The organism is Streptomyces sp. HmicA12 (genome assembly GCF_000373565.1).
Taxonomy (GTDB): Bacteria; Actinomycetota; Actinomycetes; order Streptomycetales; family Streptomycetaceae; genus Streptomyces.
Window position 1 is genome coordinate 449,761 of record NZ_KB891797.1, and the last position, 24,909, is coordinate 474,669.

Genomic DNA, 24,909 nt, shown 5'->3' on the forward strand with positions numbered 1-24,909 from the left:
TAGTCCTCCTCGTCTGGCGTTGACCAGTACGGGAGGGTCCACTGGACAGGGACACACGCAACCCGCGCACCGACCCGCGCACCCAGTGGCACAAGAGATAGAGCAGTGGGTTCCCCTGCCGCACCATCAGGAGGGCGTACCGTGCACCGCCGGCACAACGGGCTGAAGACCGCCGTACTCCTCGGAGGGCTCTCCGCCCTCATTCTCGTCATCGGCAGCTTCTTCGGCCGCACGGGGCTCATCGTGGGCCTCGTCATCGCACTCGGGACGAACGCGTACGCGTACTGGAACAGCGACAAGCTGGCCCTGCGCGCGATGCGCGCCCGCCCGGTCAGCGAGTTCGAGGCACCCGCCCTGTACCGGATGGTGCGCGAACTCTCCACACAGGCGCGTCAGCCGATGCCGCGCCTGTACATCTCACCGACCGAGGCGCCGAACGCGTTCGCGACGGGCCGCAACCCGCGCAATGCCGCGGTGTGCTGCACCGAGGGCATCCTGCGGATCCTGGACGAGCGCGAGCTGCGCGGCGTCATCGGGCACGAGCTCAGCCATGTCTACAACCGCGACATCCTGATCTCGTCGGTGGCCGGCGCCCTCGCCTCCGTGATCATGTTCCTGGTGAACTTCGCCTGGCTGATCCCGGTCGGCCGCTCGAACGACGACGACGGCCCCGGCATCTTCGGGATGCTCCTGATCATGATCCTGGGGCCGCTCGCCGCGTCCCTCATCCAGCTCGCCATCAGCCGCTCCCGGGAGTACGAGGCCGACGCCTCCGGTGCCCAGCTGACCGGCGACCCGCTGGCGCTGGCCAGCGCGCTGCGCAAGCTCGACGCCGGCACGAAGCAGCTGCCGCTGCCGCCCGAGCCGCGGATCGAGACCGCGAGCCACATGATGATCGCCAACCCCTTCCGTCCCGGACAGGGAATGTCGAAGATGTTCTCCACACACCCGCCGATGGCGGAGCGCATCGCCCGGTTGGAACAGATGGCTGGAGGCCGCCGCCCGTGAAGACGATCCTGAACGTCATCTGGCTGATCCTGAGCGGCTTCTGGCTGTTCCTCGGGTATCTGCTGGCAGGACTGCTGCTCTGCATCACGATCATCGGCATCCCCTTCGGGATCGCCGCCTTCAGGATCGGGATCTACGCCCTGTGGCCCTTCGGGTACACGGCGGTCGAGCGCAGGGACGCGGGCGCGGCCTCCTGCATCGGCAACGCGCTGTGGCTGATCCTGGCCGGCTGGTGGCTCGCCCTCGCGCACATCTTCACGGGCATCGCGCTGTGCGTGACGATCATCGGCATCCCGTTCGGCATCGCCAACTTCAAGATGATCCCCCTCTCGCTGCTGCCGCTCGGCCGCGAGATCGTCCGCACGGACCAGCCGTTCGCGACGCGGTAGTTCCTCCGGGCATCCTCCCGGGCGCACCCCTGTGACACGGTGGAACGCAACCGTGGGGCGCCTACATGTCGTCTTCCTGGGCAACAGTGGATCAAGCATTCCGTCGATCCACGGATACAGCACAACAGGAAGGCAGTTACGGCATGGGCATCATCAGCTGGATCATCCTGGGCCTGCTCGCCGGTGCCATCGCCAAGATCCTGCTTCCGGGCCGTGACCCGGGCGGCCTGGTCGGTACCACCCTCATCGGTGTCGCGGGCGCCTTCATAGGCGGCTGGATATCGAGCCGTTGGCTCGACCGCCCCATCAGCAAGGACTTCTACGACGGCGCCACCTGGGTCTCCGCGATCGGTGGCGCCCTTGTACTGCTGATCGTCTACCGCATCTTCTTCGGCAATTCCCGCGAGCGCCGCTGACCGACGGGCACCGCTGACCGAATGGCGCCGAGCGCCGCCCGGTTCCCTGTGCGCCCCCTGCGCGCCGGGGCGCAGCTCCCCCTCTTCAACTCGCCTTCGCGCAACCCCTGCTGACCATTCGCGAGGTCTCTCCACGGAACCGTGGGGCCTGAGCCACCCGTTGTGGAAGCATGCGAGTAACGGGGAGGTGGGAGCGTGGGGCCCGAGGCAGGGGAGCCCCACGTGACGCGTATGGAGTTCTTCACGGACGGAGTGCTCGATCCACAGGCGTGCGGGGACCAGCGGACCGCCGCCGTCCTGACCGCGGCGGCCCAGCGCGCCGGCCGACGGCTGCGCCCCAGTGACGTGGTGCACGCGGCGCTCACGGCCCGCGACGCGGCCCTGCTGTCCGCCCTCGACGTGGCACTCGTCGACGGCGCGGCGCCCGGCCACCTGCTGGAGGCCATAGCCGTCTACAACCCGCCGGGCGTGGCCTACGAGTTCGACGGCTCCCCGGAGCGGGTGGCGCCCGAACTGCTCGCCGCCTTCGAGGAGTTCGCGACCCGTAAGGACGGCGAGGACGCCAAGGAGGGCAAGGACGGCAAAGACGGCAGGGACGGCGAGCAGGTCGTGGGACCCGCCGTGCTCGACCTGCTCCTCGCCTGCGTCCTCGCCCACCCCGACGAGCAGGACCGTGACTTCCTCGGCGGCGTCCTCGACCTGGAGCGGGCCGCGGAGGCGTTACGCCGCCGGGTGCGGGTCCGCATGGAGGCGCCGCGCGAGCTGTTCGACGAGGGCTCGGGGCGGCTGCGCTCCGAAGGGTTCACGGCCGACGCCTGGACCGTCCTGGAGCAGGCCGCCGAGCGCGCCGCCGCACTCGGCTACGACCGGCTCCTGCCACCGCACTGCCTGCTCGCCCTGCTCGGCGAGACCGAAGGACTCGCCGAGCGCCTCCTGCGCCTCCAACTCCCGCCGCAGATCGGCCTGGTGAAGGCCATCGAGCTGATCTCCGCCGCCTTCCGCCTCTCCGACCGGTCGCGCCCCGAGCCGCCCCGGCTGCACCGCGACGACTGCGGCGAGGCCCTCGTCGCCCTGCTCGCCGCGGCCCGCCGCGCCGCGGCCCTGTGGGACGCCGAGCGGGTCGACACCCCGCACCTGCTCGCCGCGCTCCTCGACGACCCGCCGCAGCGCCTCGCCGTCGTGCTCGCCGGGGAACCGCTCCGCCTCGACCTGGACCGGCTGCGCGCCCACCTCGCGGAGAACCTGCGGGCCCGGCGCAGCGCCGCCCCGCGCGAGTCGGCGTACAAACTGCCCTCCTTCCTGCCGCCCGCGGAAGACCTCACCTGGCTGGCGAGCAGCGAGAAGCCCGCCCGCCATCTCGACCGCTACTTCGATCCGCTCTGCCGCGCCCTGCACCGCTCCGAGAGCAACCACGTGCTGATCACCGGCCTGCCGGGCGTCGGAGCCACCACTCTGCTGCGGGAGCTGGCGCGGCGCGCGGCGGCGGGTGAGATCCCGTTCCTGCGCCGCAAGCGGTTCCTGCGCGTGGACTGCCGGGACGTGGCGGAGGAGGAGAGCGCCGCCCAACTGGCCGGGATCATCGGCCACGTGGAGGGCCGCACCGACATGGTGGTGTGCGTGGACGGGCTCGGCCCGCTGCTGCGCGGCCCGCGCGGCAGCACCCATGTGCTCGAGCTGCGCCGCGCGCTCACCGAGCGCCGCCTCCACCTGGTCGGCGTGCTCGCCCCGACCGACTACGAGGATCTGCTCGCCGCCGACCACGAACTGCGCGACCTGACCAGCCGCATCGACATGACCGAGCCGGACCGCGACAGCGCCCGCGACATGGTGCGGCAGGCGGCGGACTCGCTCTCCGAGGAGTTCGGCGTCCAGGTCGAGGACCACGCGGTCGACCGGGCCGTCGTCCTGGCCGGCGAGTTCATCGCCCACCGCAAACTGCCCCAGTCCGCCGCGCGCGTGCTGCGCCGCGCCTGCGAGGACCTGCACTACGCGCGCGACCAGCTGGACGATCCCCGCACGGCGGTCACGTACGACGAAGTCGTCGACGTGGTGGCCGAGTTGTCGGGCGTGCCGCGCGGCCAGCTCGCCGGCGCCGCCTCCGGCGAGGACGACAGGGTGGACTACGAGGCGGCGCTCGGCACGCGCGTGGTCGGCCAGGAAGCGGCGGTCAAGGTCGTCTCCGAGCAGCTGCGGCGCATCAAGGCGGGCCTCGCGGACGCCGGTTCGGGCCCCGCCGCGGTGCTGCTGTTCGCGGGCCTCACCGGTGTGGGCAAGACGGAGCTGGCCAAGGCCGTCGCCGGGCTGTACTCGGCGTCCAAGCGGCTGCAGACGTACTCGATGGGCAACTTCACGGAGCCGCACAGCGTCGCGGGCCTCATCGGATCACCGGTCGGCTACCACGGCCACGACCGGGGCGGCCGGCTCATCAACGAGCTGAACGCGGACCCGTACTGCGTCTTCCTCCTCGACGAGGTCGAGAAGGCCCACCCCGAAGTGCTGCGCCCCTTCCTCAATCTCTTCGACGAGGGCTGGATCACCGACCAGCGCGGCGTGAAGGCCCACGCCGACCGGGCCATCTTCATCCTCACCACGAACGCCGGGCACGAGATGATCTCCCACGGCGCCCCGTACCGCGGCGACAAGGAGATCGCCACGGCCGTCGGCGAGCGCCTGGCCACGCTGCGCCACCGGCAGGGCGAGGCCGTCTTCACCCCCGAGTTCCTCGCCCGCATCGACCGCGTCGTCGTCTTCCGTCCCCTCGCCCAGGAGGCGATGTACGGCATCGGGCGGCTCATCGTCGAGCGGCGGCGCGCGCACTGGGCCGAGCGGCTGGAGAAGGACCTCGTCGTCTCCGACGAACTGCTGCGGTACGCGGCCGAGCTGGGCCACGATCAGGACGTCGCCGCCCGCGGCAGGGAGGGCGGCCGGATCATGCACGCGCTGCTGACCGACCTGGTGGACACGCCGGTCCTCGCGGCCAGGGAGGAGCGGCCCGCCGAGTTCCGCGCGGCCACGCGCATCGAGGTGACGTGCGAGGCGGCCGCGGCGTGGGATCACCCGTTCGCGGACCCGGCGGTGCGCCGCAGCGAGGTGCGGCTCGTACCGCCGGAGCCCGGTGACACGGCGGACGCGTCGCACACCGCCACGGGCGCGCGGGCGCACCACCGGCCACCGGAACCACGGAGCGCCGCCGAGGAGTCCTACGACACGGCGCGGTCACCCAAGGGCGGGGAGGTGCCGGATGGAGCGGACGGCTGACCCCGACCTGCGCGAGTTCGTCGGCCGGGTGATCGACGGACGCTATGAGCTGCGCGAATGGATCGGCGGGGGCGGGTTCGGCGGGGTGTTCCGCAGCGAGCAGTTCCTGTTCGGTCACGAGGTGCGCCCGGTCGCCTGCAAGGTGTCCCGGCGCCCGGACCTGACCGAGGAGAGCGCGGGCGAGCTCTTCGCCGACGTCCTCGTCCTCGCCAAGGCCATGGGCACCATGACCGACCTGGAGGCGCGCCGCCACCTCGTCCATGTCTACGACGCGGGCCTCGCCCGCGACCTGGGCGGCCGCGCGTACCTCGTCATGGAGTACGTCCAAGGAACCACGCTCGCGGACGAGTTCGCGCGCATGGGCCGCGTCCCGCCGCGCCTGATGGTGAAGTGGACCCGGCAGATCGCCGTCGCGCTGCGCGGACTGCACTGCCTGGTGCCCCCGCTGCTGCACCGCGACCTCAAGCCGGACAACGTACTGCTCGGCAACGACCGGGCCGTCCGCCTCATCGACTTCGGGCTCGCCGCCCGGATGCGCGCAGCGGGGCAGGCCGACGGTGTCGCCGGCACCACGCGGTACATGGCGCCGGAGACCGCCGCGGGGGCCAGCCTGCCCGCGTCCGACCTGTACTCGCTCGGTCTGCTGATGTACGAGGGGCTCACCGGCCGGCAGCCCTACGAGCACCTGGTCGTCCCGCTCGACCTGCCCGACCGGGCCCTGGGGGAGTGGCTCGTGGAGGCCAAGCGGAAAGCGCCGCCGGTCCGCCCGTCCGCCGTGGAGGGCTCCGTGGCGCCCGAGCTGGACGCGATCGTCATGCGCTGCCTGGAGCTGCGCCCCGAGGACCGGTTCCGCGGCGCGGACGACCTCATCGCCGCACTGGACGGCCTGCCCGGGCCCGGCGACGCCGCGCGACCGCAAGGGCTGGCCGAACTGGCGAAGGCGCGCAACCACGTGAAGGCCGGGCAGCCGCGGGAGGCCGTCGACCGGCTGCGGGTGGTGCTCGGCAGGGGCGGGGCACCGCGCGAGTTACTGCCCACGCTCCTGGCCGAACTGGCGGGCGCGCACGAGAAGTTGGGCGAGCACGCTGCCGCCGCCAAGCAGTGGGCGCAGGCGTTCGAGTACGTACGCGGCGGGATACGGCCCCCGGAGGGCATGAACCGCAAGGGACTCGCCCACCGGGCGGAGGCCGCGTTCCGCGCCGCGGGCAACAAGTTCCAGGCCGACCATTTCGCGCGGCTCGCGCGGGACGGGGGATGAGACGCATGCGATCACGGGGGAGCGCACGGGGGATGTCCGGGGGCTTAGGCCCGGGCGGTGCGGAAGCCGTCGAGGGGCCGCGCGGGGAGGCGCCCCGCACGAGGGCACCGGTCGCGAGGGCGCGGTGCGGGAAGGCACCGGTCACCAGGGCTCCGGGCCGGTGCGCGCCGCCCAGGAGCACACCGCCCGCAGGCGCGCCGTTCGCACGGGACGGGGTGTGACGGATGCAGCCGCAGCGCTCGATCCGCAAGAGTCTGTCCGGAGTGGGACGCCTGGAGAACGCCTGGGCCGGCGCGCTGGCGGAGAGCGATCAGGCCCGCGCGTTCGACCGGATGCGGGACGTCCTCAAGGGGTTCGAGGAACGGCCGGAGCAGACGGCCCCGCTGTGGCTGTCCTTCCAGGAGTCGTTCCTGGAACCCCGGTTCCGGCCGCTGCTCACCGCCGACGACCTGCGGCGGCTCGCGGACCTCGGCGAGCGCATGACCCAGGAGGGCCGCGTCGGACTGCACCAGACATGGATCCCGCTCGCCCAGGCGGTCCTGGGGCGCGGCACCCCCGACGACCGGGCGTGGGGCGTCGTCCTGCTCACCCGCCTGTACCGGGCCCCGCAGGCGTACGAGGAGGCCCGCGTCGGCGCGGCCGTGGCCCTGGTCGAGGCGAACGCGGAGAACGACTCGGCGCTGGACGTGTACGCCGACCTCGTCGGCCGGCACGCGCGCCCTCCCGCCGCGGTCCTGGACCACGTACGACGCCTCCTCTCGACGGGCTTCGACGACCCCGCCACGCGCGTGGAGCGGGCGGCGGCGCTGGCCGCCCGGCTCTCCACGGCCCGCCCCGGCGCCCCCGTCACCGACCGGGCGCTCGGCTTCGCGGCGCTGCTGCTGCACGGCAGGCCGGTCGACGCCATCGGGCACTTCGAGTCCGCCTGCCGCGCGGATCCCGGCGACCCGGTCGCGGTGCACGCACTGGTCGCCGCGCATCTGCAGGCGGGGCGCCACACGCGGGTCAGGGCCGCCGTCGCGGGCCACGAGGACCGGCTCACCCCGCGCGCGTGGCAGCTCATCGACCTGTGCCGGACGCTGACCTGGCTGGACGACGACACCTTCGTCGCCGACGCCGCGCAGGAACCGCTCGACGCTGCGCGGCTCACCGAGATCGCGGAGGGGCCCGACAGCGCGCCCTGGGTGCGGTACGCGCTGGGCCGCCGCCAGCTCCTCGAAGGCCGCGCCCACCCCGCCCACGAGGCACTGGCCGCAGCCGCCGCCGCGCAGCCCCGGCGCGACGATCTCGCCTACCACGCGACGTGGGGGCGGCTCCTGGACGGCCGCCGCAGGGAGATCGCCGACCGGGTCGACACCGACGCCCCCTGGCCGCTGGTCTGCCTGCTGCTCGACGCCGAGCCCGATCTGACCGTCCCCGCCGACGTGCAGGAACGCCTCGCGGCGGACGCCGGAGCATGCGCACCCGTCGTGCGCGCCAGGCTGCGCATGGCGCACGGCCGCCGCCCCGCCGGGGACCTGCCCGACTGGGACCACCTCGACCTGCGCGGCGCCGGCCTGCCGCACCGACTCGAAGCGCTGCGCACCATGCTCGCCGCCGAGCTGCAGCGCGGTCGCCCGCACGAGGTGGACCGGCTGATCCGACTGCCCCTCTTCCAGCGGCTGCCGCGCGCCGAACAGCGCCTGTGGGAAGGCGTCACGGCCCAGACCGCCGACCCGCGCAGGGCCGCCCGGCTGCTCGTCGAGGCCCACGCGCTCGGCCGCGACCGGGCCGCGCAGATCCGCGCCGCCGTGGAACTGCAGGCCGGGGACGCGGCGGCGGTCCACACCCTCCTCGAAGGCGCGGTGGGGCGGGCCGCCGAACTGCTGCGCGCGCGGGCCGAGATCGTCCAGGGCAGGCCCCGCGCGGCGGAGCGCCGCCTGCTGCGCGATGCCGTACGACAACTGCCCCGCGCGCGATACGAGTTGGGGCTCATAGATCTACGGAGAGCAGCGGTGCGCTGGGCCGTGGGCGAGGCGGAGGCCGCGCAGCAGGAGGCCGAGCAGGCCGCAGCCCGGCTCACCGACGCGGCGCTCACCGGGCAGGACGCTGTGCCGCCCGTGCCCCGGCAGGCCCGCGCGCTCGGTCAGGCGGCCCGGCTCCTCGCCGAGCGCGCGCTGCACCCGGGGCGGGGCCGCTCGCCCTGGCGCGTGGTGCGGCACCAGCCCGCATTCGCCCGCTTCCTGGGCCTGGCCCAGCTCCTGGCCGAACCGGACCACACCGAACCGGCCCTCGCCGAGGCCCTCACCGACTGGACCCCGGCGGCCGAGGCACCGGGCCTGACCGCGGCCCTGGCCCGTGCCCGCGCCCTCACCCCTGACCCCGACCCCGAACACGCCGCACTGCTCGTCGAGTTCCGCCGGCGCCACGGCCTTCCGGAGGCCCTGCCCGGCACCGACCCGCTGGCCACGCTGACAGCGGCCGCGGACGCGCTGGACGCGGAGGCCTCCGGGGGCGCCGAGAACGGGGCGGGGCGGCAGGCGGCGGTAAGGGTCTTGCGCGGAGAGGCCGGTGGCCCGGCCGGCCCGGCCGGGCCAGGCGGGCCAGGCGGGCCAGGCGGGCCAGGCGGGCCAGAAGGGAGGGGTGGGCGAGAGGTGCACGACAAGGCAGGAGGGAACGGCGGGAACGGCGGGAACGGCGGGTACGGCGCAGGAGACGGGGCGCACGTCCCCGCTGCCCCCGCCGCCAGAGTCCCGGCCGCCACCCAAGCCGCCGAACCCACCACCCCGCGCCCGGATCCCGATGGCGTGGCGCCGGCTCCCGACGCCGTCCCCGACGGCCCCGACGCGCGCCTCACCGGAGCCGCCCCGGACGACCCGGCACGTCAGGCCGCGGAGTTCCTCGCCCATGTGCTGGACGGCGGGACCGACCGTGAACCACCCCCGGCCGGCGGGCTGCCCGGCCTCGCCGCCCCGCTGCTCACCGCACAGGCCGCCGCGCTCGCCGACGGCGACCTGGCCGGTGCCGCGACGGTGCTCACCCAGGGACTCGCCGACCACGACCCCGCCGACTTCGCCGGGCTGCTCGACCTCGACGCCGTCGTGCCGGCCCTGTGCGCCCGCGTGGCCCGCGCGAAGCGGCGTGACGGCCGCGGCGACGCCCTGGTCGGCATCGTCCGGGCCCAGGCGGCCGCACTCCTCCAGAACGCCGGGAACGCGCCCCCCGCCCAGCCCCTCCAAGCCGCCGCGACCCATGCAGTCACCGGGGCCGTCCCAGCTGCCGCAACCACCTCAACCACCGGGGTGCCACAGGTCACCCCAGCCACCTCAACCACCGGGGTGCCACAGGCCACCCCAGCCACCCCAACCACCGGGGTCCCGCACATCACCTCAATCACCTCAATCACCTCAACCACCGGGGTCCCGCACGTCACCCCCACCACCACAGCTCTAAAAACCCTCGCCCACTGCGCCACTGCCCTGGGCGACCACCCCACCGCCGACGACCTCTGGCAGCGTCTCCTGGAGGCCGTACCGGCGGGGCCCGAAGTCCCCGAACACGCGCAGTACGGTGCCTACTTGTGCCACCGGGCCGTCATCGCCCACGAGGCCGGCGACACGACCGCCGCCTTCGCCCTCCTGCGCCGCGCGGCGCGGCACCTCCCGCCGGACCACCCCGTGCACCGGCAGCTCACGGACCTGGACCGCGACGACCGTATGGACGCGCTGCTCGCCGCCCTGTTCCCCGGCGCCGTCCCGGGCTTCGAGCGGCGCGGCCGCTATCGCGTCATCGAGGAGGCGGCCGCGCTCTACCCGGCCCTGTGGAACGCCTTGGAGCGGGACCGGCAGACCGCCATACTCCGCGAGTTGGCGACCCTCCTCGACATCGGCGACCCGGACGACCTCACCGTCGCGCACACCCTCGCCGTACTGCACCGCGAGGAGGCCCTGGCCGCCCTGGCCCGCGCCGGGGTCCCCGGCCCCGAGCTCGGCGCGGCCACCGCCCTGTGGGCCCTCCTCCTCGCCCACCCGGCGTTCTGGCGGCACGCAGGCATCGACGACGAGGAGGCGGCGGCCGAACTGCGCCGCGACCTCACCGACGAGCTCCTCACCCTGCACCGCACGCACGGCGCCCGCGCCCTGGACGCGGGCCGCACCGACGACTTCGCCGCGCAGCTGCGCGCGCTGAGAGCCGTACGGGAAGGGCCCGGCGCCACGCGCGCGTTGCTCGCCGGAGGGCCGCTCGCCGCCGCGGTTCCCGACGGGGTCGAGCCGGAGCTGTTCGCCGGCGCGGCCAAGCGCGCGGGCCGGCTGGTCGACGACTGGGCCGCCGACCTGGTGCGTACGGCGACCGAGCGGGTCGACGACCCGGCTGCCGTCGAGGCCCTGCCCGTGGGCGTGGACCGCGACTACGAGGCGGGCATCGCGCTCCTGGACGCCGCGATCCGGCAGGGCTTCGCCCCGGTGCCGGTGCTGACCGCCGTCCTGGAGTGGCACAACCAGTGGCAGTTCGGCCTGTACCGGCTCAGCGACTGGGACGCCGTGCGCGCGGTCCTGGTCAAGGCGATCCCGTACGCGGACCGGCTCGCCGAGCAGTGCGCCACCCACCGCCCGCACCTCAAGGAGAACCAGGTCCTCGGCTTCCACTTCCTGGAGCGCGGCCTGCTCAACGGCCGCAACGTGGAGGCGGTCCGCTTCCTCGAACAGGCCCAGGAGTGGGACCCGGGCAACCAGGAGGTGGACCGGTTCCTCGACTCCCGCCGCAAGGACCTCGTGTTCATCCCCGTGCGGGAGCACAACACCGAGGGCCGCTACGACGAGGCGCTCGCCCTGCTCGACGAGATCCCCGACACCGAGGAAGTCCACAAGACCCACGTCCAGCTGCGGGTCAACGCCCTGTACGGCAAGGGGAAGCGTGAGCTCAAGGAGCGTGACTTCGACGTGGCCGAGCGCTGTCTGCGCGAGGTCCTCGTCCTCGCCCCCGAGGTCACCGACGACCCGAAGCTGGTCCCGGACACGAACCAGGCCCTGTCCGCGCTCCTCAACAACCGCGCGGTCGTGTTCATCAACGCCGCCAACAACGCACCGGCCGGCGACACCGAGGCCCTGCTCGGCCTGGTGGCCGCACGGCCGCTGCTGCGCGAGGCCATCGACTTCAACCCCGCCAACAAGACCGCCGCGGAGAACCTGACCCGCGCGGAGGAGATGACCCGGAGATTCCTGAGATGACCACGGCAGATCGCCGCCCCAGCCCTCACCCCAATCCCTTCCACGTACTGGGCCTGCCGTCCGACGCCGACGAACAGAGCGTCGTGGAGCGGGCCGAGGACGGCATCCGCACAGCGGGCAGCGAGCAGGAACGCGCCCTGTACGACTGGGCGATGCGCGAGCTCATCGGCCACCCGCGCACCCGGCAGCGGCACGCGCTGACGGAGCCGCCGGACACCGGCTACCGCGACCGGGCCTGGGACGCGTTCGTGCGCAAGCACCGCACGAACCCGGCCGACCTGCGCCGCCACCGCCTCACGCCCGACGCCTTCGACCTTCCCTCTGCCGTACGACGCGTCGTACGGGAACTGCACCGGCCCGTCCCCGATGAGGCGCGGGCCGCCCTGGAACACCCGGCCACGGACACCCCGGGCCCGGAACTGGAGGCCCGCGATGTCCTCTTCGGCTGAAGCCGCCGCACAGTTCGCCGGACAGACCACCGCCGAGACGACCGAACCCCCCGCCCTGGACTGGGCCGAGTTCGCCGAGCGCCCGCTCCCCGAGGGCGGCGACGAGGCGGTCTCCCCGCAGGCCGAGCTCGCCGGGGTGCTGCAGCGCCGCCACGAGGACCTCAGCGCTGCGCGCGGAGAGGCGGCGCAGGCGGCGTCGGGCGCGCGCGACACGGTCTTCGAACTCGCCTCCCTGGTAGGGCGGTTGGAACAGCTGATCGCCGACAGCGAGCAACCCCTCGCGGACAGCGGCCAGGCCCGGCTGCACCGCAGGCTGCGCATCCTCAAGGAGCAGATGCTGCAGACCCTGCGGGACGACGCCGTCGAGGTGCGCGACCCGCTGGGCCTGCCCGCCGACGAGGTCGCCGACTGGGTGGACCCGGTCGGCTGGCGCTACGGACCCCAGTTCACCGCCGAGACGGTGGCCCAGACCGATGAGCCCGCCGTGTTCCACCGCGGCGCGGTGGTCCGCCTGGCCCGCGTCTTCATGGGCTCACCGGAACCCGAAGCAGCGCAGAAGCCCGAAGCCGCACCTGAGCCCGAAGCCGCACTCGAACCCGAACCCGTACTTGAACCCGAAGCCGCCCAGAAGCCCGAACCCGCACCTGAGCCCGAAGCAGCGCAGAAGCCCACCGAGACGGACAGAGCCCCGGACAGCGATCCGACCACCGAGACGGACAGAGCCCCGGACAGCGATCCGACCAGCGAAACGGCCGGCGACCCGGACAGCGAAACGGACAACGACGCATGACGCAGCAGAGCGCGAGCCAGCAGATCGTGAGCAAGGCCGTCGGGATCGACCTCGGCACGACCAACAGCGCCGTCGCGGTCATGGATCCCGCCGACGGCGACATCATCATCCACCGCGACCCGGTCACGAAGTCGTCCACGACGCCGAGCTGCGTCTGGCGCTCCCCGGCCGGCGGCGAGGCGGTCGTCGGCCGCAAGGCGTACGCCCGCAAGGGCAGCACCCCGGAGCCGGTCACCTCGGTGAAGCGCCTGATGGGCACGCGGACGACGGTGGACCTCGGCGGCGAGAAGCACACCCCCCAGCAGGTCTCGGCCGCGATCCTCGCCGAGATGAAGCGGCAGATCGAGGCCGACGTCGCCGCCTTCGACACCGAGGGCGTGCGCTGGATCGTGGACCGGGCCGTCGTCACCGTCCCCGCCTACTTCGACCAGCCGCAGATCGACGCCACGCGCGAGGCCGCCGAACAGGCCGGCCTCGAAGTCCTCGGCCTCCTCCACGAGCCGACCGCCGCCGCGAGCCACTACTGCTGGCGCACGGCGACGCAGAACGGCACGTTCCTCGTCTACGACCTGGGCGGCGGCACCTTCGACGTCAGCGTCCTGCGCTGCACGGCAGGCACCTTCGAGGTCCTCGGCATCAGCGGCAACAACCGCCTGGGCGGCGACGACATCGACGCCGCCATGGCCCGCCACCTCCAGAAGATGCTCCAGGCCGACGGTTACGCGCTCGACCTCGACCCGGAGAAGGACCCCGAGGACGCCCTGCGCTTCAGCCAGCTGAAGATCCTCGCCGAGGGCGCGAAGAAGGCCCTGTCGGAGCGCACCGACTACATCCTGCGCGACACCGGCCGCCTCACCGACAAGGAAGGCGAGCCGGTCGTCATCGAGACGCTCCTGGAGCGCGCCGAACTCGATTCCGTGGCACGGCCGTTCGTCGAGCGGACCTTCACCTACTGCGACGAGGCCATCGCCCGCGCCGCCGAGCGCGCCGGCATCACCCTCGCCGACGTCGACCACATCATCCTGGCGGGCGGCTCCACCCACATGCCGCTGGTGCGCCAGATGGTCACCGAGGAGCTGTGCGCCGCCCCGGCCCCCGACTCGCCCCGCCAGGTCAGGGCGGCCTGCGAAGGACCCGTCTACGAGCAGGTCGACACGGTCGTCGCCCTCGGCGCGGCCGTCCGCGCGGCGGCGGTCGGCGGACTCTCGGTGTACGACGAACAGCGCACCGTCCGCGTCTCCTTCCACGGCACCGCCACCACCGGGCGGTCCACCACCTCCATCGGCGGCACGGTGAAGGCGCTCACGGACACCCTCGACCTCACCGACGGCCAGGTCAGGCTCACCACCGCCGGGTTCGAGGACACCGTCGACCTCTCCGCCGAGGGCGCCTTCGCCTTCCGCGACGTCCCCGTGCAGCCCGACACCGAGTCGAGCCTCACCTTCGAGGTCTACGACGCTTATGGCGACCTGCGCGCCACCGCGGGCCGCCAGCTCGCCCACACCTCCGGCGAACAGCGGCCCACCGGCGGCACCGGCGGCGCCGCCATCACCGCCAAGGCCGTCCTCATGGAGGTCGACTACGGCGACGGCCGCACCGGCCGCGAGGAACTCGTACCGGCGATGCAACAGCTGCCGTACGAGCGGCCGTTCGAGTTCGCGCACCCGGGCAAGGAGCGTCTGGAGCTGCGCCTGTTCCAGCAGAGCGTGCCCATCCAGGTGATCACCGTCCTCGTCCCGTCGTCCACCCCGCGCGGCACCGCGATCCACCTCAACGTCGCCATGTACGAGAACGCGGCGATCGCCGTGCGCGGCTCCATCGGCGAGATCTCCTTCGACGTCCCCATCGAGCTGCCCGTCGAGCGCGAGATGCCGAGCGAGACGGAGACCGACGCGCTGTTCCAGCGGTTCAAGGAGAACATCGGCTACCTTCCGGCCGGCCCGCAGAACACCGCGAAGGCGCAGTGGGCGATGGCCGAGCGCGCCTTCAAGGAGGCCAAGCAGGGCGGCGACGTGGCGGGCGCGGTGCACGAGTTCCGCGAACTGGAGCAGGTGGCCGACGCCGTCTCCCGGTTCGGCGGCGAACTCCAGCCGCCCAAGCGGGACTTCGACGACCTGGTGGCCGACTGCCTGGGCCTGCACGCCCATCTGGTGGAGAACGGGGTGCCGGAGGGCAAGACCTTCGACGCCCCCGAGATCGCCCGCGGCATCGAGGAGCAGCGGCTGCGCGGCGAACAGGCGCACGCGGCCGGGGACCAGCGCGCGTACGGCGAGGTGATCCAGCAACTCCAGCGCGTCTTCGGCTACCTGCAGGGACTGATGCGCACCGAGCGGGCCACCGAGATCCCGCCCGCCGTGCGCGCGAGCGCCCAGCTGCAGGCCGACCTCAAGGGGACCGAGGAGCTCATCAGGGTCGCCGAGGCCACCGGTCGGTCCGCCGAGTCCCGTGAACTGGCCGACATCCACCACAAGTTGCGTTCCCAGGAGGCCAGGATCGCCACGGACCCGGAGGGCGTGCTGCGCGACATCAGCAAGCTGAACGCGCGCCTGCGCCAGCTCGCCCGGATGCTGATCGACATCGACGGCGGCAGCGACCACGGCGTCCCGATCTTCCTTCAGGGCGGCGGCCCCGGCCAGGGGAGGCACCAGTGACGGCGCCGGTGACCGCGACGGTCGCGGTGGTCTGCCCCATCCCGCGCTGCCGCGCGCACAACGAGGCGACGGCCGAGAGCTGCCGCCAGTGCGGCACCCCGCTGCGCGCCTTCGTACGCCTCGGTACGCACACCGCGCGGCTGTTCAACGAAGGGCTGGCCGCGGCCCGCGGCGGCGACTTCGCGGCGGCCCGCGACCGGTTCGCGGCGATCGTGCTCTGGTGCCCGCACGACGCGGAGGCCCGCAGCGCCCTCGGCCTCGCCTGCCACGAACTGGGCGACACGGCCGAGGCCCGCCGCCAGTGGCAGCAGGCCGTGGCCCGCCGCCCGCAGGACCGCACGGCGCGGGCGGGACTGGCCCTCCTTGAGGACGCGGGAGACGCGGGAGACGCGGCCGACGCGGGCGACGGGCCCGCCGCGGCTACAGCGGTACCTCGTCCTGCCGGTCCACCGCGTCCCGCAGCGCCTGAATGAGCAAATCGGGTTCCACGCCCAGCTTGTGCAGCAACTTGCGGGCCGTGGAGTCCCCGTCGGCGAGGAGTTCGATGAGCAGTGCCTCCTCGCCGACGGGAGCGCCGGTCTCCTCCGCCTCGGCGGTCAGCCGCTCCAGCTTGCCGCGGGTGCGCGAGTAGAACTCGGCGGGCCGCGGCCGCCCGAGCCGGGCCATCCGGCGGTACGCCTCCAGGCCCTCCTCGCCCTGCTCGGCGAGGGCGCCGCGCAGCACCTCACTGCCGGCCACCGCGAACGCCTGCACCAACAGGCTCGTACTGATCCGCTTCTCCCCGGTCGCCGCGAGCAGCCGCGCACTGCGCACCGCCGCGGCGGCCCCGGGCCCGAGCGCGGACAGATCGAGCCGCCGCTCGTCCTCCTCGGCCTGCTCGCCCGAGCCGGACGTGGGGGAGAGCAGCCGCTCGGGGCGCACCCCGAACAGCCGCAGCAGCTCGGCACAGTTGCCGCCCCCGGTCTTCAGGAACGCCACCGCGATGTCGTCGACGTCCACGGTGGTGCGCCCGTCGGCGACGGCGGCCGCGTCAGCACCCTCGATGACCCGGGCGATGGTGTCGGAGAAGCCGATCCGGCGCCGTCCGCCGTTCTGCGTCGACGTGCCGTTCGACGTTCCGTTGGTGGCCCCGTCGCCAGTGGCCCCGTCGCCAGTGGCCCCGCCGGCGGTAGCCCCGTTGGCGGTCAACGTAGAAGTACGCCACTCCTCCCCACTGTCCCCGGAGCCCGAGCCGGAGCCCGAGCCGGAGCCCGAGCCGCCCGTGGATCCGGCCGGCGCATGACTCTGCACCTCGCGCAGCAGCGCGGTCAGCTGCTGCAGCCGCCGGGCCCCGATCCGCGCGGCGGCCCGCCGGCTCACCTCCTCCGTGTCCAGCAGCGCGGTGAGCAGATCGACCGACGTGATGAGCCCGCGCATCTCCCCGAACCGCCGCGCCGAACGAAGCAGTTCACCGGCCTGCGACGAGTAGGGCAGCCACTTCCGCGACCCCTCCGGCGACGGCGTCGGCGACGGCACGGCGGCCTTCGCGGTGATCCGCACGCTCGGATCTCCGTACAGCACGAACGACGCCCAGGTCCCGTCCCCGGCGTCGGCCAGCTCCGCCCGCGCCCCGCGCACGGCGGCCCCCGCGTCCGTCTGCTCGTTCAGCTGCGCGTAGAAGGCCTCGGCGAACTTCAGCGCGCTCTCGTCGCCCACCGGAGTGCGCGTCCCGACCACGGTCTTGGCCCCCATCACCATGAAGGACATGCACGCGTTCATGGTCTGCGCGGCCTCGGCGAGCGCGCGCGCCCCGGAGTCGAGCGTCGGATTGGCGGAGGCGCACCCGTTGACGAAGACGATGGGCGGGGCCCCGCGCCGGGCCAGCGGCTGCAGCGCGTCGAGACCGATGAACTTCCGGTCGTGCACCAGCAGCCCGGCCGCGTCCGGTTCCCCGGACACGTGCCCCGAGTAGTGGAACAGGTCGTACGGAGCCGCCTTGTTGGCCAGCTCCCCGACGACCCGGGTCATGGTGGCGTCGGAACCGCTGAGCACGGTGCACTGCACACCGCGCTCGTCCAGCCACTCACTGATCCGCGCGATCTCCTTCCGCGCGGAGGCCAGGTCCCCGAGGGTGTCGCCGACCACGAGCGCCCGCCGGATCCGGTCGCTGCTGCGCCCGCCCACCACGGGCCCGTCGACCTTGGCCCGCCGCCCGATGTCATGAGCGAGCCCGAGGAAGTCCTCCTCGTCGTGGAGCAGCTCCCACGGCACGAGCGACTCGTTGCTCTGCACCAGCAGCGGCCCGGTCGCCTCCCGCAGCCGCCGTACGAGGTCGAGCTCCCCGGTCTGCGGGAACAGGGCGTCGTACAACTGCCCCCCGAGCCGCACGAGTTCGTCCCGCAGCCCACCCGCGTCCGTCGGATCGTTGCACTTCACGGCCTCGTCGATCTCTTTGCAGAGCCCCTTGATCAGGTCCTGGCTGACCGGGACGGTGTGCTCCTGCTCCAGCGGCCCGACCAACGACCCGTTCCCCGAACGGAGTTCGTACGAGTACTGGGTGCGGCCCGGCCGCAGTTCGGAGACCCGCACCTGCAGGGTCGTCATCATTGCCCGGGCCCGCCGGAGGCGTCGCCCGCCGTCCGGTGCCGGTCGTAGAACCGGGCGATCGCCTGGTCGGTGGCCCGGTCGGACGGATGCACCAGCTCCAGCGTCTCCCCGCCGATCGACACCCGCACCCGGGGCACGGCCTCGTCCTCGGCCGACGCGGCGGCCCGCAGCGCGGTCGCGGCGTGCCGGCGCGCCATCCACTGCCGCACGGTCTCCACGATCGCGACGACGTTCCCCACCCCGCCCACGATCAGCGTGGCCACTTCGACCAGCTCGGCGACGCGCTGATCGGACTCCGGCGCGGTCAGCAGCGTCCGCTCGACGCGGGCGGCCCCCGCGGCCGCCAGCGCCTCCCGCAGACCGTCCAGCTCGGCCGCCGCCGGATCGGGCCCGAACAGTTCGAGCTCCAGCGTCACCCCTCCCGACCCGGCGCCCCCCGCCGTCCCTGTCGCTCCTGTCGCCCCTGTCTTCATCCCTACCAACCTCCAAGCCCTGCCCCGCGGGCAGCGGAAACAGCAGTGCCACCAGCGTGACACCACGCCCCTCAGCAGACCATCGCATCGCGGCGATCGCCGTTGTTTCCAGGGAAGTTGATGCGGACGTGCGAAGGGGCGACACCCGTGGGTGCCGCCCCTGCCGACTGCCGTGAACCGCTGGTTCTACCGGTAGTTGACGAACTGCAGCGCGAAGTCGAAGTCCTGGCCCTTGAGCAGCGCCTGCACGGCCTGCAGGTCGTCACGGCTCTTGGAGCTGACCCGCAGCTCCTCGCCCTGCACCTGCGCCTTGACGCCCTTGGGGCCCTCGTCACGGATGATCTTCGCGACCTTCTTGGCGTTCTCCTGGGAGATGCCCTCCTCGATGGAGGCGAAGATCTTGTACTCCTTGCCGGACAGCTGCGGCTCGCCGGCGTCCAGCGCCTTCAGCGAGATGCCCCGCTTGATCAGCTTGGACTGGAAGACGTCGAGGATGGCCTTGACCCGCTCCTCGGAGTTGGCCTCCATCAGGATCTTCTCGCCGGACCAGGAGATGGAGGCGCCGACGTTCTTGAAGTCGTAACGCTGCGAGATCTCCTTGCCGGCCTGGTTGAGGGCGTTGTCGACCTCCTGCCGCTCGACCTTCGAGACGATGTCGAAACTGGAGTCGGCCATGTCCTGTGGCTCCTTGTATCGGGGTGTGGCGACGCGGTACCCGGTCCTGATCGGGTCCCGGTCGGGTGCGCACCGGGCAGTTGCACCGAGTGCAAAGCCTAGCCACCGCCCCGCCCGCCCCCGTCGATCAATCGGGTGGCGAAGCACCCCCTTCCATCGGGTATTGTTTACGTCGTTGCCAGCGAGCCCCGCCGAACAGCGGAGCCCGAGGCAGCAAACCCAAGGCGGTGTGCCCGAGCGGCCAAAGGGAGCAGACTGTAAATCTGCCGGCTCAGCCTTCCCAGGTTCGAATCCTGGCGCCGCCACACTTGGGGAAGCCCCCTCCGGACTCCGGAGGGGGCTTCGTCGTGTTCGGGGTGTGGTGGTGCGGCTCAGCGCAGCTGGACGTAGCCCTCCCGCAGCGGCCCTCCGACCAGGTCGAGGACCTTCTCCGCGGCCGCGGCCAGCGGCTCCGGGTCGCCCCGCTCCGCGACCGCCAGGCGGCCGGTGAGCAGGGCCTCGCCGAGCTGCGGGTCCGCGGCGAGGAGGCGGCGGGGGAGCCAGCGGCCGATGCCGGTCCAGGCGCCGTGGTGCGCCGTGAGCAGGTGGGACGCCTCACGGAGCAGGAGATCCGCCGTGGCCAGCTGCTCGTGGCGCTCGTCACCGCGGGTGTCGAGCAGATCGTCCAGGAAACAGGTCACGAGATAGCGGCCGCGCTCCCACTCGGCCGGTGTCAGCGCGGGCGGGCCCGCGTCGAGGAGCTCCCGGGCCCGGTCCCGCACCCGCGCGACATGGCCGTCCGGATCGAGGAGCACCAGCCCCTGCCCGTAGACGAACAGCATCGTGGCGCGGCGCTGGGCCCGGTCCCCCTCCAGAACGTCCGCGATGTCGCCGACGGCGTGCAGGAACAGCTCCGCCAGGCGGCCCTCGTGCCGGATCACCTCGCGGCGGCTGGACTCCGTGTCGGGCAGCAGCACCGCCAGATCGAGGTCGCTGGTCGCCCGAGCCTGGCCGCGCGCGGCCGAGCCGCCGAGCACGGCGCCGAGGGCCTGGGGGTAGTGCTCCGTCAGGAGCCGGCGGGCCTGGGCGGGCAGATCGGGCCCACTCCGCTGCGGGAGCGCTTGATCATCCATGCCGTACGGGTCTACCGGGCGGCACGCGCCCCTGTCCACGCTTTTGCGCCGCCCCGCCCTTGCCGGAAGCCCTGTGCCCCGCGCGCCCACTACCGGACCGCACCACCTGCCAACGGAGCCGCCTGACCCGTCACCAGAAAGCCCCCTCAGGAACCCTCCTGAGGGGGCTTCACCGTGTGTCCGCGCCGATCACCGCGCAGACTTGACCCATGTCGATCACAGCGCGCCGCAGAAACTGCCCCGAGTGCCGCCGCGATATCGCCGTCGTCGCGGGCCGCTTCGCCCGCCACGACCCTCCCGGCGCACGCGAGGCGGGCGAACTGGTCTCCTGCCCCGGCTCGCGCCGCCCGGCCCAGCTCGGCGCCGTGCAGGACGCCCTCGACGGGTACGTCGTCCCGCACGTTCCGGGCCAGATGCCGCTGTTCTGAGGCGCCCGCGCCTTCGCCCGTACATCGCGGGACGAGCCGGCGCGGGTACGTCGCCGCTACGGCAATCAGTTCCCGGCGATCGACTTCACCGCCACCGACACCGGCGCCGACCCGGAGACCAGCTCCAGGGTCAGCCCGGTCGTGGCGGGTGTGTCGAGCAGCTCCACCAGGACCGCGGCCACGTCGTCGCGCGGTACGGCCCCGCGCCCGGTCGACGCCTCCAGACGGACGAGGCCCTTGCCGGCGTCGTTCGTCAGCGACCCGGGCCGCAGGATCGTCCAGTCCAGACCGCTGCGGCGGCGTACCGCGTCGTCGGCCGCGCCCTTGGCCCGCAGGTACACGTCGAAGACGTCGTCGCCGGTGTGCGCGGCGTCCGCGCCCATCGACGACACCACGACGTACCGGCGTACCCCGGCCCGCTCCGCCGCGTCCGCGAACAGCACGGCGGCGTCCCGGTCCACGGTGTCCTTGCGGCCGGCGCCGCTGCCCGGACCCGCGCCCGCCGCGAAGACGGCCGCGTCCGCGCCCTGCAGATGCGCCGCGACCTCCTCGACGGACGCCGACTCGAGGTCGCACAGCACGGGCTCCGCACCGGCTTCCCGCAGGTCGTCGCCCTGCTCGGCCTTGCGGATGATGCCCGCCACCTCGTCCCCGCGCGCGGCGAGCAGACGCTCGAGCCGCAGCGCGATCTGACCATGACCACCAGCGATGACAATGCGCATGTTTCCGACCGTACGCCCGGCTCGGACGGTTTACCGCACAACCAACTGCACAACCGGCCGCACCACCGCACAACCATGTGGGCAACTCGGCGGTCACACGGGTATCGCGGCACCCTCACGTCATCGCCGCGGACGACTACGGGGAGTACGTCATCAGCGTCATACGCAACACCACTCTCACCGCGGCGGGCTGTGCGGCCCTGCTGCTCGCCACCACGGCCGCCTGCGGCACGGTGGAGAACCTCACCGCGGCGCAGAAGATCGACCGCGCCTCGGACAAGCTGGGCGAACGCACTTCCCTGTCCGTGGAGTTGGGCCTGGACGCGTCGCCCTCCGCGCTCACGAAGCTCGCGGGTTCGGACGACGAGGTCCTGCCGCCCGAGATGGCCAAGGCCCTCACCAAGTCCAGGATCAGCATCTCCGTACGGTCCAAGAAGCCGCTCGCCGACTCGGGCGAGAAGGACATCGTCGGCGCGGCCCTGAGGATGAGCGGCCCGCAGGGCGTGCTGGCCGAGTACCGCCTGGTCGGCGACCACGTGTACTACCGCATGGACCTGAAGGCCTTCTCCGGCCTCGCGGGCATGCCGGCCCCCACCGCCGACGACCTGCCCCCGGGCAAGGACGGCGAGATCTTCAAGAACGTCCTCGACGGCAAGTGGGTCAAGTTCAAGACCGACGACATCAAGAAGAGCGCCGCCGCGAAGAACGGCGCGAAGAAGGACGAGAAGGCGTCCTCGGGGTCGCTGGACTCCGCCACGCAGAAGAAGATCATGAAGGCGGTGCGCGGCGCCCTGACGGGCAACGTCACCCTGTCCGACAAGGGCGAGAGGAACGGCGCCGAGCACGTCACCGCGAAGGCGCCCCTGCGCACGCTCCTGAGCGACCTGGTCGACCGGCTGCGCCCCCTCACGGACGAACTCCCGGAAGGCGCCGAACTGCCCACGGCCAAGGACCTCAAGGAGGTGCCGGACAAGAAGGTCGCCGTCGACTTCGCCATCAAGGACGGCGCTCTGTCCCGCGTCTCCATGGACGTCGCGACCCTCGCGGACGACGCCCACGGCGCCAAGGTCCCGCTGTACCTGAAGTTCGGCGAGGCGGGCGACGTCAAGGCCCCGGCGGGCGCCACCGAGATCCCCGTGAAGGAGCTCGTGACGAGCGGCATGTTCGGGATGGCCGGGCCGGGTTACTCCGAGGAGGAGTTCGGCTCGTCGGGCTTCGACGAGCTGGACGAGGACTTCTAAGCCCCGCCCGAACTCAAGCCCGAGCTCAAGCCCCAACCCTCGTCCGAGCCCTCGCCTTCGTCCGAACCCGCGTCACACGGTTCGGGACGCGGTTCGGACGCGGTTCGGGACGCGGTTCCGGCTCCCGGCCGCGTACGTCACGTACGCGGCCGGGAGCAGTGACCTGCACGCCCTCAAGCCGGCCCCCCGCCCCCGTACTTGGCCGCCCGGCCCTGCCGCGGCAGATCGAGCGCCACCGCGGCCGCCGAGTCGCAGTACTCCCGCACCGCACTGGTCCGCGCCACAACACGCCCCCGGTGGACGACGATCCGGCTGTACGCGAGCGACAGCGCCCCCGCCAGCCTGTCGCCCCGCACCGCGAGCAACTCCGCGGGGAACCCGGCCTCCAGGCGCACCTCCGGCAGCCCGAGCGCCGCCCGCGCCGCCGAACTCACCGCCGCGTACGCGTCCTCGGCCCGCAGCCCGTACCGCGAGGCCAGCAGGTACGCGGCCTCCAGCGGATCGCCCCGGCCCACCGGGTTCGACACGTCCCGCAGCGCCCCGCTGCCCGCGGCCACCCGCACCCCGGCCGCCCGCAGCAGCCGCACCGGGGCGACCCCGCGCCCGTCCACCCCCGCGCACCCGCCCTGCGGCAGGCAGGCCACGCTCACCCCTGCCGCCGCGAGCCCGTCGACGGCCCGCCGCGCCGCCTCCGCGGGCAGCCGGCCGAGCCCGCCGAGCGGACCGATGACGACCCCGGTGCGCAGCCCGCCCGCGGCCGCCGCGAGCCGCCCGAGCCGGGCCGGATCGGCCCCGTCCGTGTGCAGGTCGACCGGGCAGCCGTGCTCGGCGGCGACCTCGAGCACCGCCTCCACGTAGCCGATGGGGTCGGGGTCGAGATCCGGGCACCCGCCGACCACGGAGGCGCCCATCTTCACGGCGTCCCGCAGCATCGCGAGCCCGTTCGCCCCGGCGGCCCCGGTCAGCAGCCGCGGCATCGCCACCGTCCGCAGATCAGCGAGCCCCACCAGCGAACGCCGCGCCTGCAGCACCGCCTCCAGCGAACCGAGCCCCTCCATCTCACCGATCCGCACATGGGAGCGCACCGCGGTGGCCCCGTGCCCGAGCTGCAGCAAGGTGGCCTCGGTGGCCCGGCGCTGGACCTCCTCGGCGTCGTAGGACACCGGCCCGTCACCGTCCGCCGACAGGGCCGTGTCGCCGTGCGCGTGCGGCTCGACGGGGGCGGGCAGCAGGAGGTAGCCGCTCAGGTCCACGCGCGAGCCGTGCGCGGTGAGGCTGCCGGCCGTGCCGACCGCCTCGATGCGCCCGCCGCCCAGCCGCACGTCCACGGTCCTGCCGTCGGTGAGCCGGGCGCCGCACAGCAACAGGCCCGAGGTGTCGGGCGCGTCGGAGGATTCGGGCGAGGGGGGCTGCGGCGGCGGACTGTCGGGCATCGGGCTCCAGAGGCTCGGGGACCGGATCTCGGGATCGGGCTCAGCAGGATCAAGATCATGCGGACCGGGTCGAGCCTAGGGCGGCGGAGAGTGCGCTTCGGGGAGGGCCGCAATAGTCGTACTGATGGGGTCCGAGGGGCAGTTGATCCTCCTGGGAAGGGGCCTCGCCCTTCCCGGCGACCGGGCCCACGAAACGGATTTGGGCGATCGGCGCGCAACCGTGTAATGTCTTCCTCGCTCGCCCCAATAGCTCAGTCGGTAGAGCGTCTCCATGGTAAGGAGAAGGTCTGCGGTTCGATTCCGCATTGGGGCTCTGGTGTGAAGTTCCCTCACCTTCGGGTGAGGGGTCATCTCATCAAAGCGGTGTAGCTCAGTCGGTAGAGCAAGCGGCTCATAATCGCTGTGTCACCGGTTCAAGTCCGGTCACCGCTACTGACAGTAGCCGATTGTGGGGTCGGTCCTTCGATCGGCTACTCTTTCATGCGTTAATCCGTCCAACTCGTCCGTCAAGGAGCACTCACGTGGCTGCCACCGACGTCCGCCCGAAGATCACGCTGGCCTGCGTGGAGTGCAAGGAGCGGAACTACATCACCAAGAAGAACCGGCGTAACGACCCGGACCGTCTTGAGATGAAGAAGCACTGCCCGCGTTGCAACGCGCACACCGCGCACCGCGAGACGCGATAAATCAGGCTCGTACACGAGGCCGTCCCCGTCAGGGGGCGGCCTCGTGTCGTTGCACGACCCGTTTCCGCGGTTCTCAGGAACGGGCAGCAGGAACACAGGCAGCAGGAACACACAGGAGGTGCCGAGT

Annotated in this window: 19 protein-coding genes and 3 tRNA genes; 16 read left to right on the forward strand and 6 right to left on the reverse strand. The window is 73.0% G+C overall.

The window, feature by feature from the left end:
* Positions 1-141 precede the first annotated feature (141 nt).
* The 10 genes from htpX to B072_RS0102255 all read left to right on the forward strand — a co-directional run bounded on the left by htpX (position 142) and on the right by B072_RS0102255 (position 15,899).
* On the forward strand, positions 142-1,008 hold the full coding sequence (gene htpX, locus B072_RS0102210) for a zinc metalloprotease HtpX (RefSeq protein ID WP_018528303.1): 867 nt from the start codon (positions 142-144) through the stop codon (positions 1,006-1,008).
* On the forward strand, positions 1,005-1,397 hold the full coding sequence (locus B072_RS0102215; RefSeq protein WP_018528304.1) for a YccF domain-containing protein: 393 nt from the start codon (positions 1,005-1,007) through the stop codon (positions 1,395-1,397). The genes htpX and B072_RS0102215 overlap by 4 nt, the downstream gene beginning before the upstream one ends.
* 143 nt (positions 1,398-1,540) lie before the next feature.
* A complete protein-coding gene (locus tag B072_RS0102220; protein ID WP_018528305.1) occupies positions 1,541-1,813 on the forward strand; it encodes a GlsB/YeaQ/YmgE family stress response membrane protein in 273 nt (90 codons plus the stop codon).
* A gap of 231 nt (positions 1,814-2,044) precedes the next feature.
* The gene (locus B072_RS0102225; RefSeq protein ID WP_018528306.1) at positions 2,045-5,071 is read left to right on the forward strand and encodes an AAA family ATPase; all 3,027 of its coding nucleotides are present in this window, start codon (positions 2,045-2,047) and stop codon (positions 5,069-5,071) included.
* Positions 5,055-6,329 carry a serine/threonine-protein kinase gene (locus B072_RS0102230; RefSeq protein ID WP_026245372.1) on the forward strand — a complete coding sequence of 425 codons (1,275 nt, stop codon included), beginning with the start codon at positions 5,055-5,057 and terminating at the stop codon, positions 6,327-6,329. The genes B072_RS0102225 and B072_RS0102230 overlap by 17 nt, the downstream gene beginning before the upstream one ends.
* 224 nt (positions 6,330-6,553) lie before the next feature.
* On the forward strand, positions 6,554-11,536 hold the full coding sequence (locus B072_RS48000) for a hypothetical protein (RefSeq protein WP_026245373.1): 4,983 nt from the start codon (positions 6,554-6,556) through the stop codon (positions 11,534-11,536).
* Complete coding sequence (locus B072_RS0102240; protein WP_018528307.1) at positions 11,533-11,985, forward strand: hypothetical protein; 453 nt, start codon at positions 11,533-11,535, stop codon at positions 11,983-11,985. The genes B072_RS48000 and B072_RS0102240 overlap by 4 nt, the downstream gene beginning before the upstream one ends.
* On the forward strand, positions 11,969-12,775 hold the full coding sequence (locus tag B072_RS0102245; RefSeq protein WP_018528308.1) for a hypothetical protein: 807 nt from the start codon (positions 11,969-11,971) through the stop codon (positions 12,773-12,775). Before B072_RS0102240 ends, B072_RS0102245 begins: the two co-directional genes overlap by 17 nt.
* The gene (locus B072_RS45330; protein ID WP_018528309.1) at positions 12,772-15,426 is read left to right on the forward strand and encodes an Hsp70 family protein; all 2,655 of its coding nucleotides are present in this window, start codon (positions 12,772-12,774) and stop codon (positions 15,424-15,426) included. The genes B072_RS0102245 and B072_RS45330 overlap by 4 nt, the downstream gene beginning before the upstream one ends.
* Positions 15,423-15,899: a tetratricopeptide repeat protein gene (locus tag B072_RS0102255; protein ID WP_018528310.1), complete on the forward strand. Its 477-nt coding sequence runs from the start codon at positions 15,423-15,425 to the stop codon at positions 15,897-15,899. Before B072_RS45330 ends, B072_RS0102255 begins: the two co-directional genes overlap by 4 nt.
* Here B072_RS0102255 and B072_RS0102260 read toward each other — a convergent pair.
* The 3 genes from B072_RS0102260 to B072_RS0102270 form a co-directional block, all read right to left on the reverse strand.
* The gene (locus B072_RS0102260) at positions 15,847-18,012 is read right to left on the reverse strand and encodes a CHAT domain-containing protein (RefSeq protein WP_078506250.1); all 2,166 of its coding nucleotides are present in this window, start codon (positions 18,010-18,012) and stop codon (positions 15,847-15,849) included. The genes B072_RS0102255 and B072_RS0102260 overlap by 53 nt on opposite strands.
* Positions 18,009-18,428: a hypothetical protein gene (locus B072_RS47580; protein WP_018528312.1), complete on the reverse strand. Its 420-nt coding sequence runs from the start codon at positions 18,426-18,428 to the stop codon at positions 18,009-18,011. Before B072_RS47580 ends, B072_RS0102260 begins: the two co-directional genes overlap by 4 nt.
* A gap of 243 nt (positions 18,429-18,671) precedes the next feature.
* Positions 18,672-19,160 (reverse strand): YajQ family cyclic di-GMP-binding protein, encoded by a 489-nt coding sequence (locus tag B072_RS0102270; protein ID WP_018528313.1) that lies wholly within the window; start codon positions 19,158-19,160, stop codon positions 18,672-18,674.
* Between the two features lie 223 nt (positions 19,161-19,383).
* Between B072_RS0102270 and B072_RS0102275 the strand changes: the two genes are divergently transcribed.
* Positions 19,384-19,465: transfer RNA gene (locus B072_RS0102275), tRNA-Tyr, on the forward strand.
* A gap of 66 nt (positions 19,466-19,531) precedes the next feature.
* Here the strand turns inward: B072_RS0102275 and B072_RS0102280 are convergent.
* The gene (locus B072_RS0102280) at positions 19,532-20,272 is read right to left on the reverse strand and encodes a nucleotidyltransferase domain-containing protein (RefSeq protein WP_018528314.1); all 741 of its coding nucleotides are present in this window, start codon (positions 20,270-20,272) and stop codon (positions 19,532-19,534) included.
* Positions 20,273-20,487: 215 nt separating this feature from the next.
* Here B072_RS0102280 and B072_RS0102285 point away from each other — a divergent pair, with 215 nt between their 5' ends.
* Positions 20,488-20,700: a hypothetical protein gene (locus tag B072_RS0102285; protein ID WP_026245374.1), complete on the forward strand. Its 213-nt coding sequence runs from the start codon at positions 20,488-20,490 to the stop codon at positions 20,698-20,700.
* Between the two features lie 65 nt (positions 20,701-20,765).
* Here B072_RS0102285 and B072_RS0102290 read toward each other — a convergent pair whose 3' ends face one another.
* Positions 20,766-21,422, reverse strand: a complete 657-nt coding sequence (locus B072_RS0102290; RefSeq protein WP_018528316.1) for an SDR family oxidoreductase — start codon at positions 21,420-21,422, stop codon at positions 20,766-20,768.
* A 77-nt stretch (positions 21,423-21,499) separates the two neighbouring features.
* On the opposite strand from B072_RS0102290, the gene B072_RS0102295 reads away from it, so the two are divergent.
* Positions 21,500-22,663 (forward strand): hypothetical protein, encoded by a 1,164-nt coding sequence (locus B072_RS0102295; protein WP_018528317.1) that lies wholly within the window; start codon positions 21,500-21,502, stop codon positions 22,661-22,663.
* Positions 22,664-22,836: 173 nt separating this feature from the next.
* On the opposite strand, the gene B072_RS0102300 is transcribed toward B072_RS0102295, so the two are convergent.
* Entirely contained in the window at positions 22,837-24,096 is a 1,260-nt protein-coding gene (locus B072_RS0102300; RefSeq protein WP_018528318.1) for an amidohydrolase family protein, read from the reverse strand.
* 240 nt (positions 24,097-24,336) lie between these two features.
* On the opposite strand from B072_RS0102300, the gene B072_RS0102310 reads away from it, so the two are divergent.
* The 3 genes from B072_RS0102310 to rpmG all read left to right on the forward strand — a co-directional run bounded on the left by B072_RS0102310 (position 24,337) and on the right by rpmG (position 24,782).
* Positions 24,337-24,409, forward strand: a tRNA-Thr gene (locus tag B072_RS0102310).
* A gap of 46 nt (positions 24,410-24,455) precedes the next feature.
* Positions 24,456-24,528 (forward strand) — tRNA-Met (locus B072_RS0102315).
* Between the two features lie 89 nt (positions 24,529-24,617).
* Positions 24,618-24,782 (forward strand): 50S ribosomal protein L33, encoded by a 165-nt coding sequence (gene rpmG / locus B072_RS0102320; RefSeq protein WP_004571794.1) that lies wholly within the window; start codon positions 24,618-24,620, stop codon positions 24,780-24,782.
* The last annotated feature ends 127 nt before the right edge of the window (positions 24,783-24,909 follow it).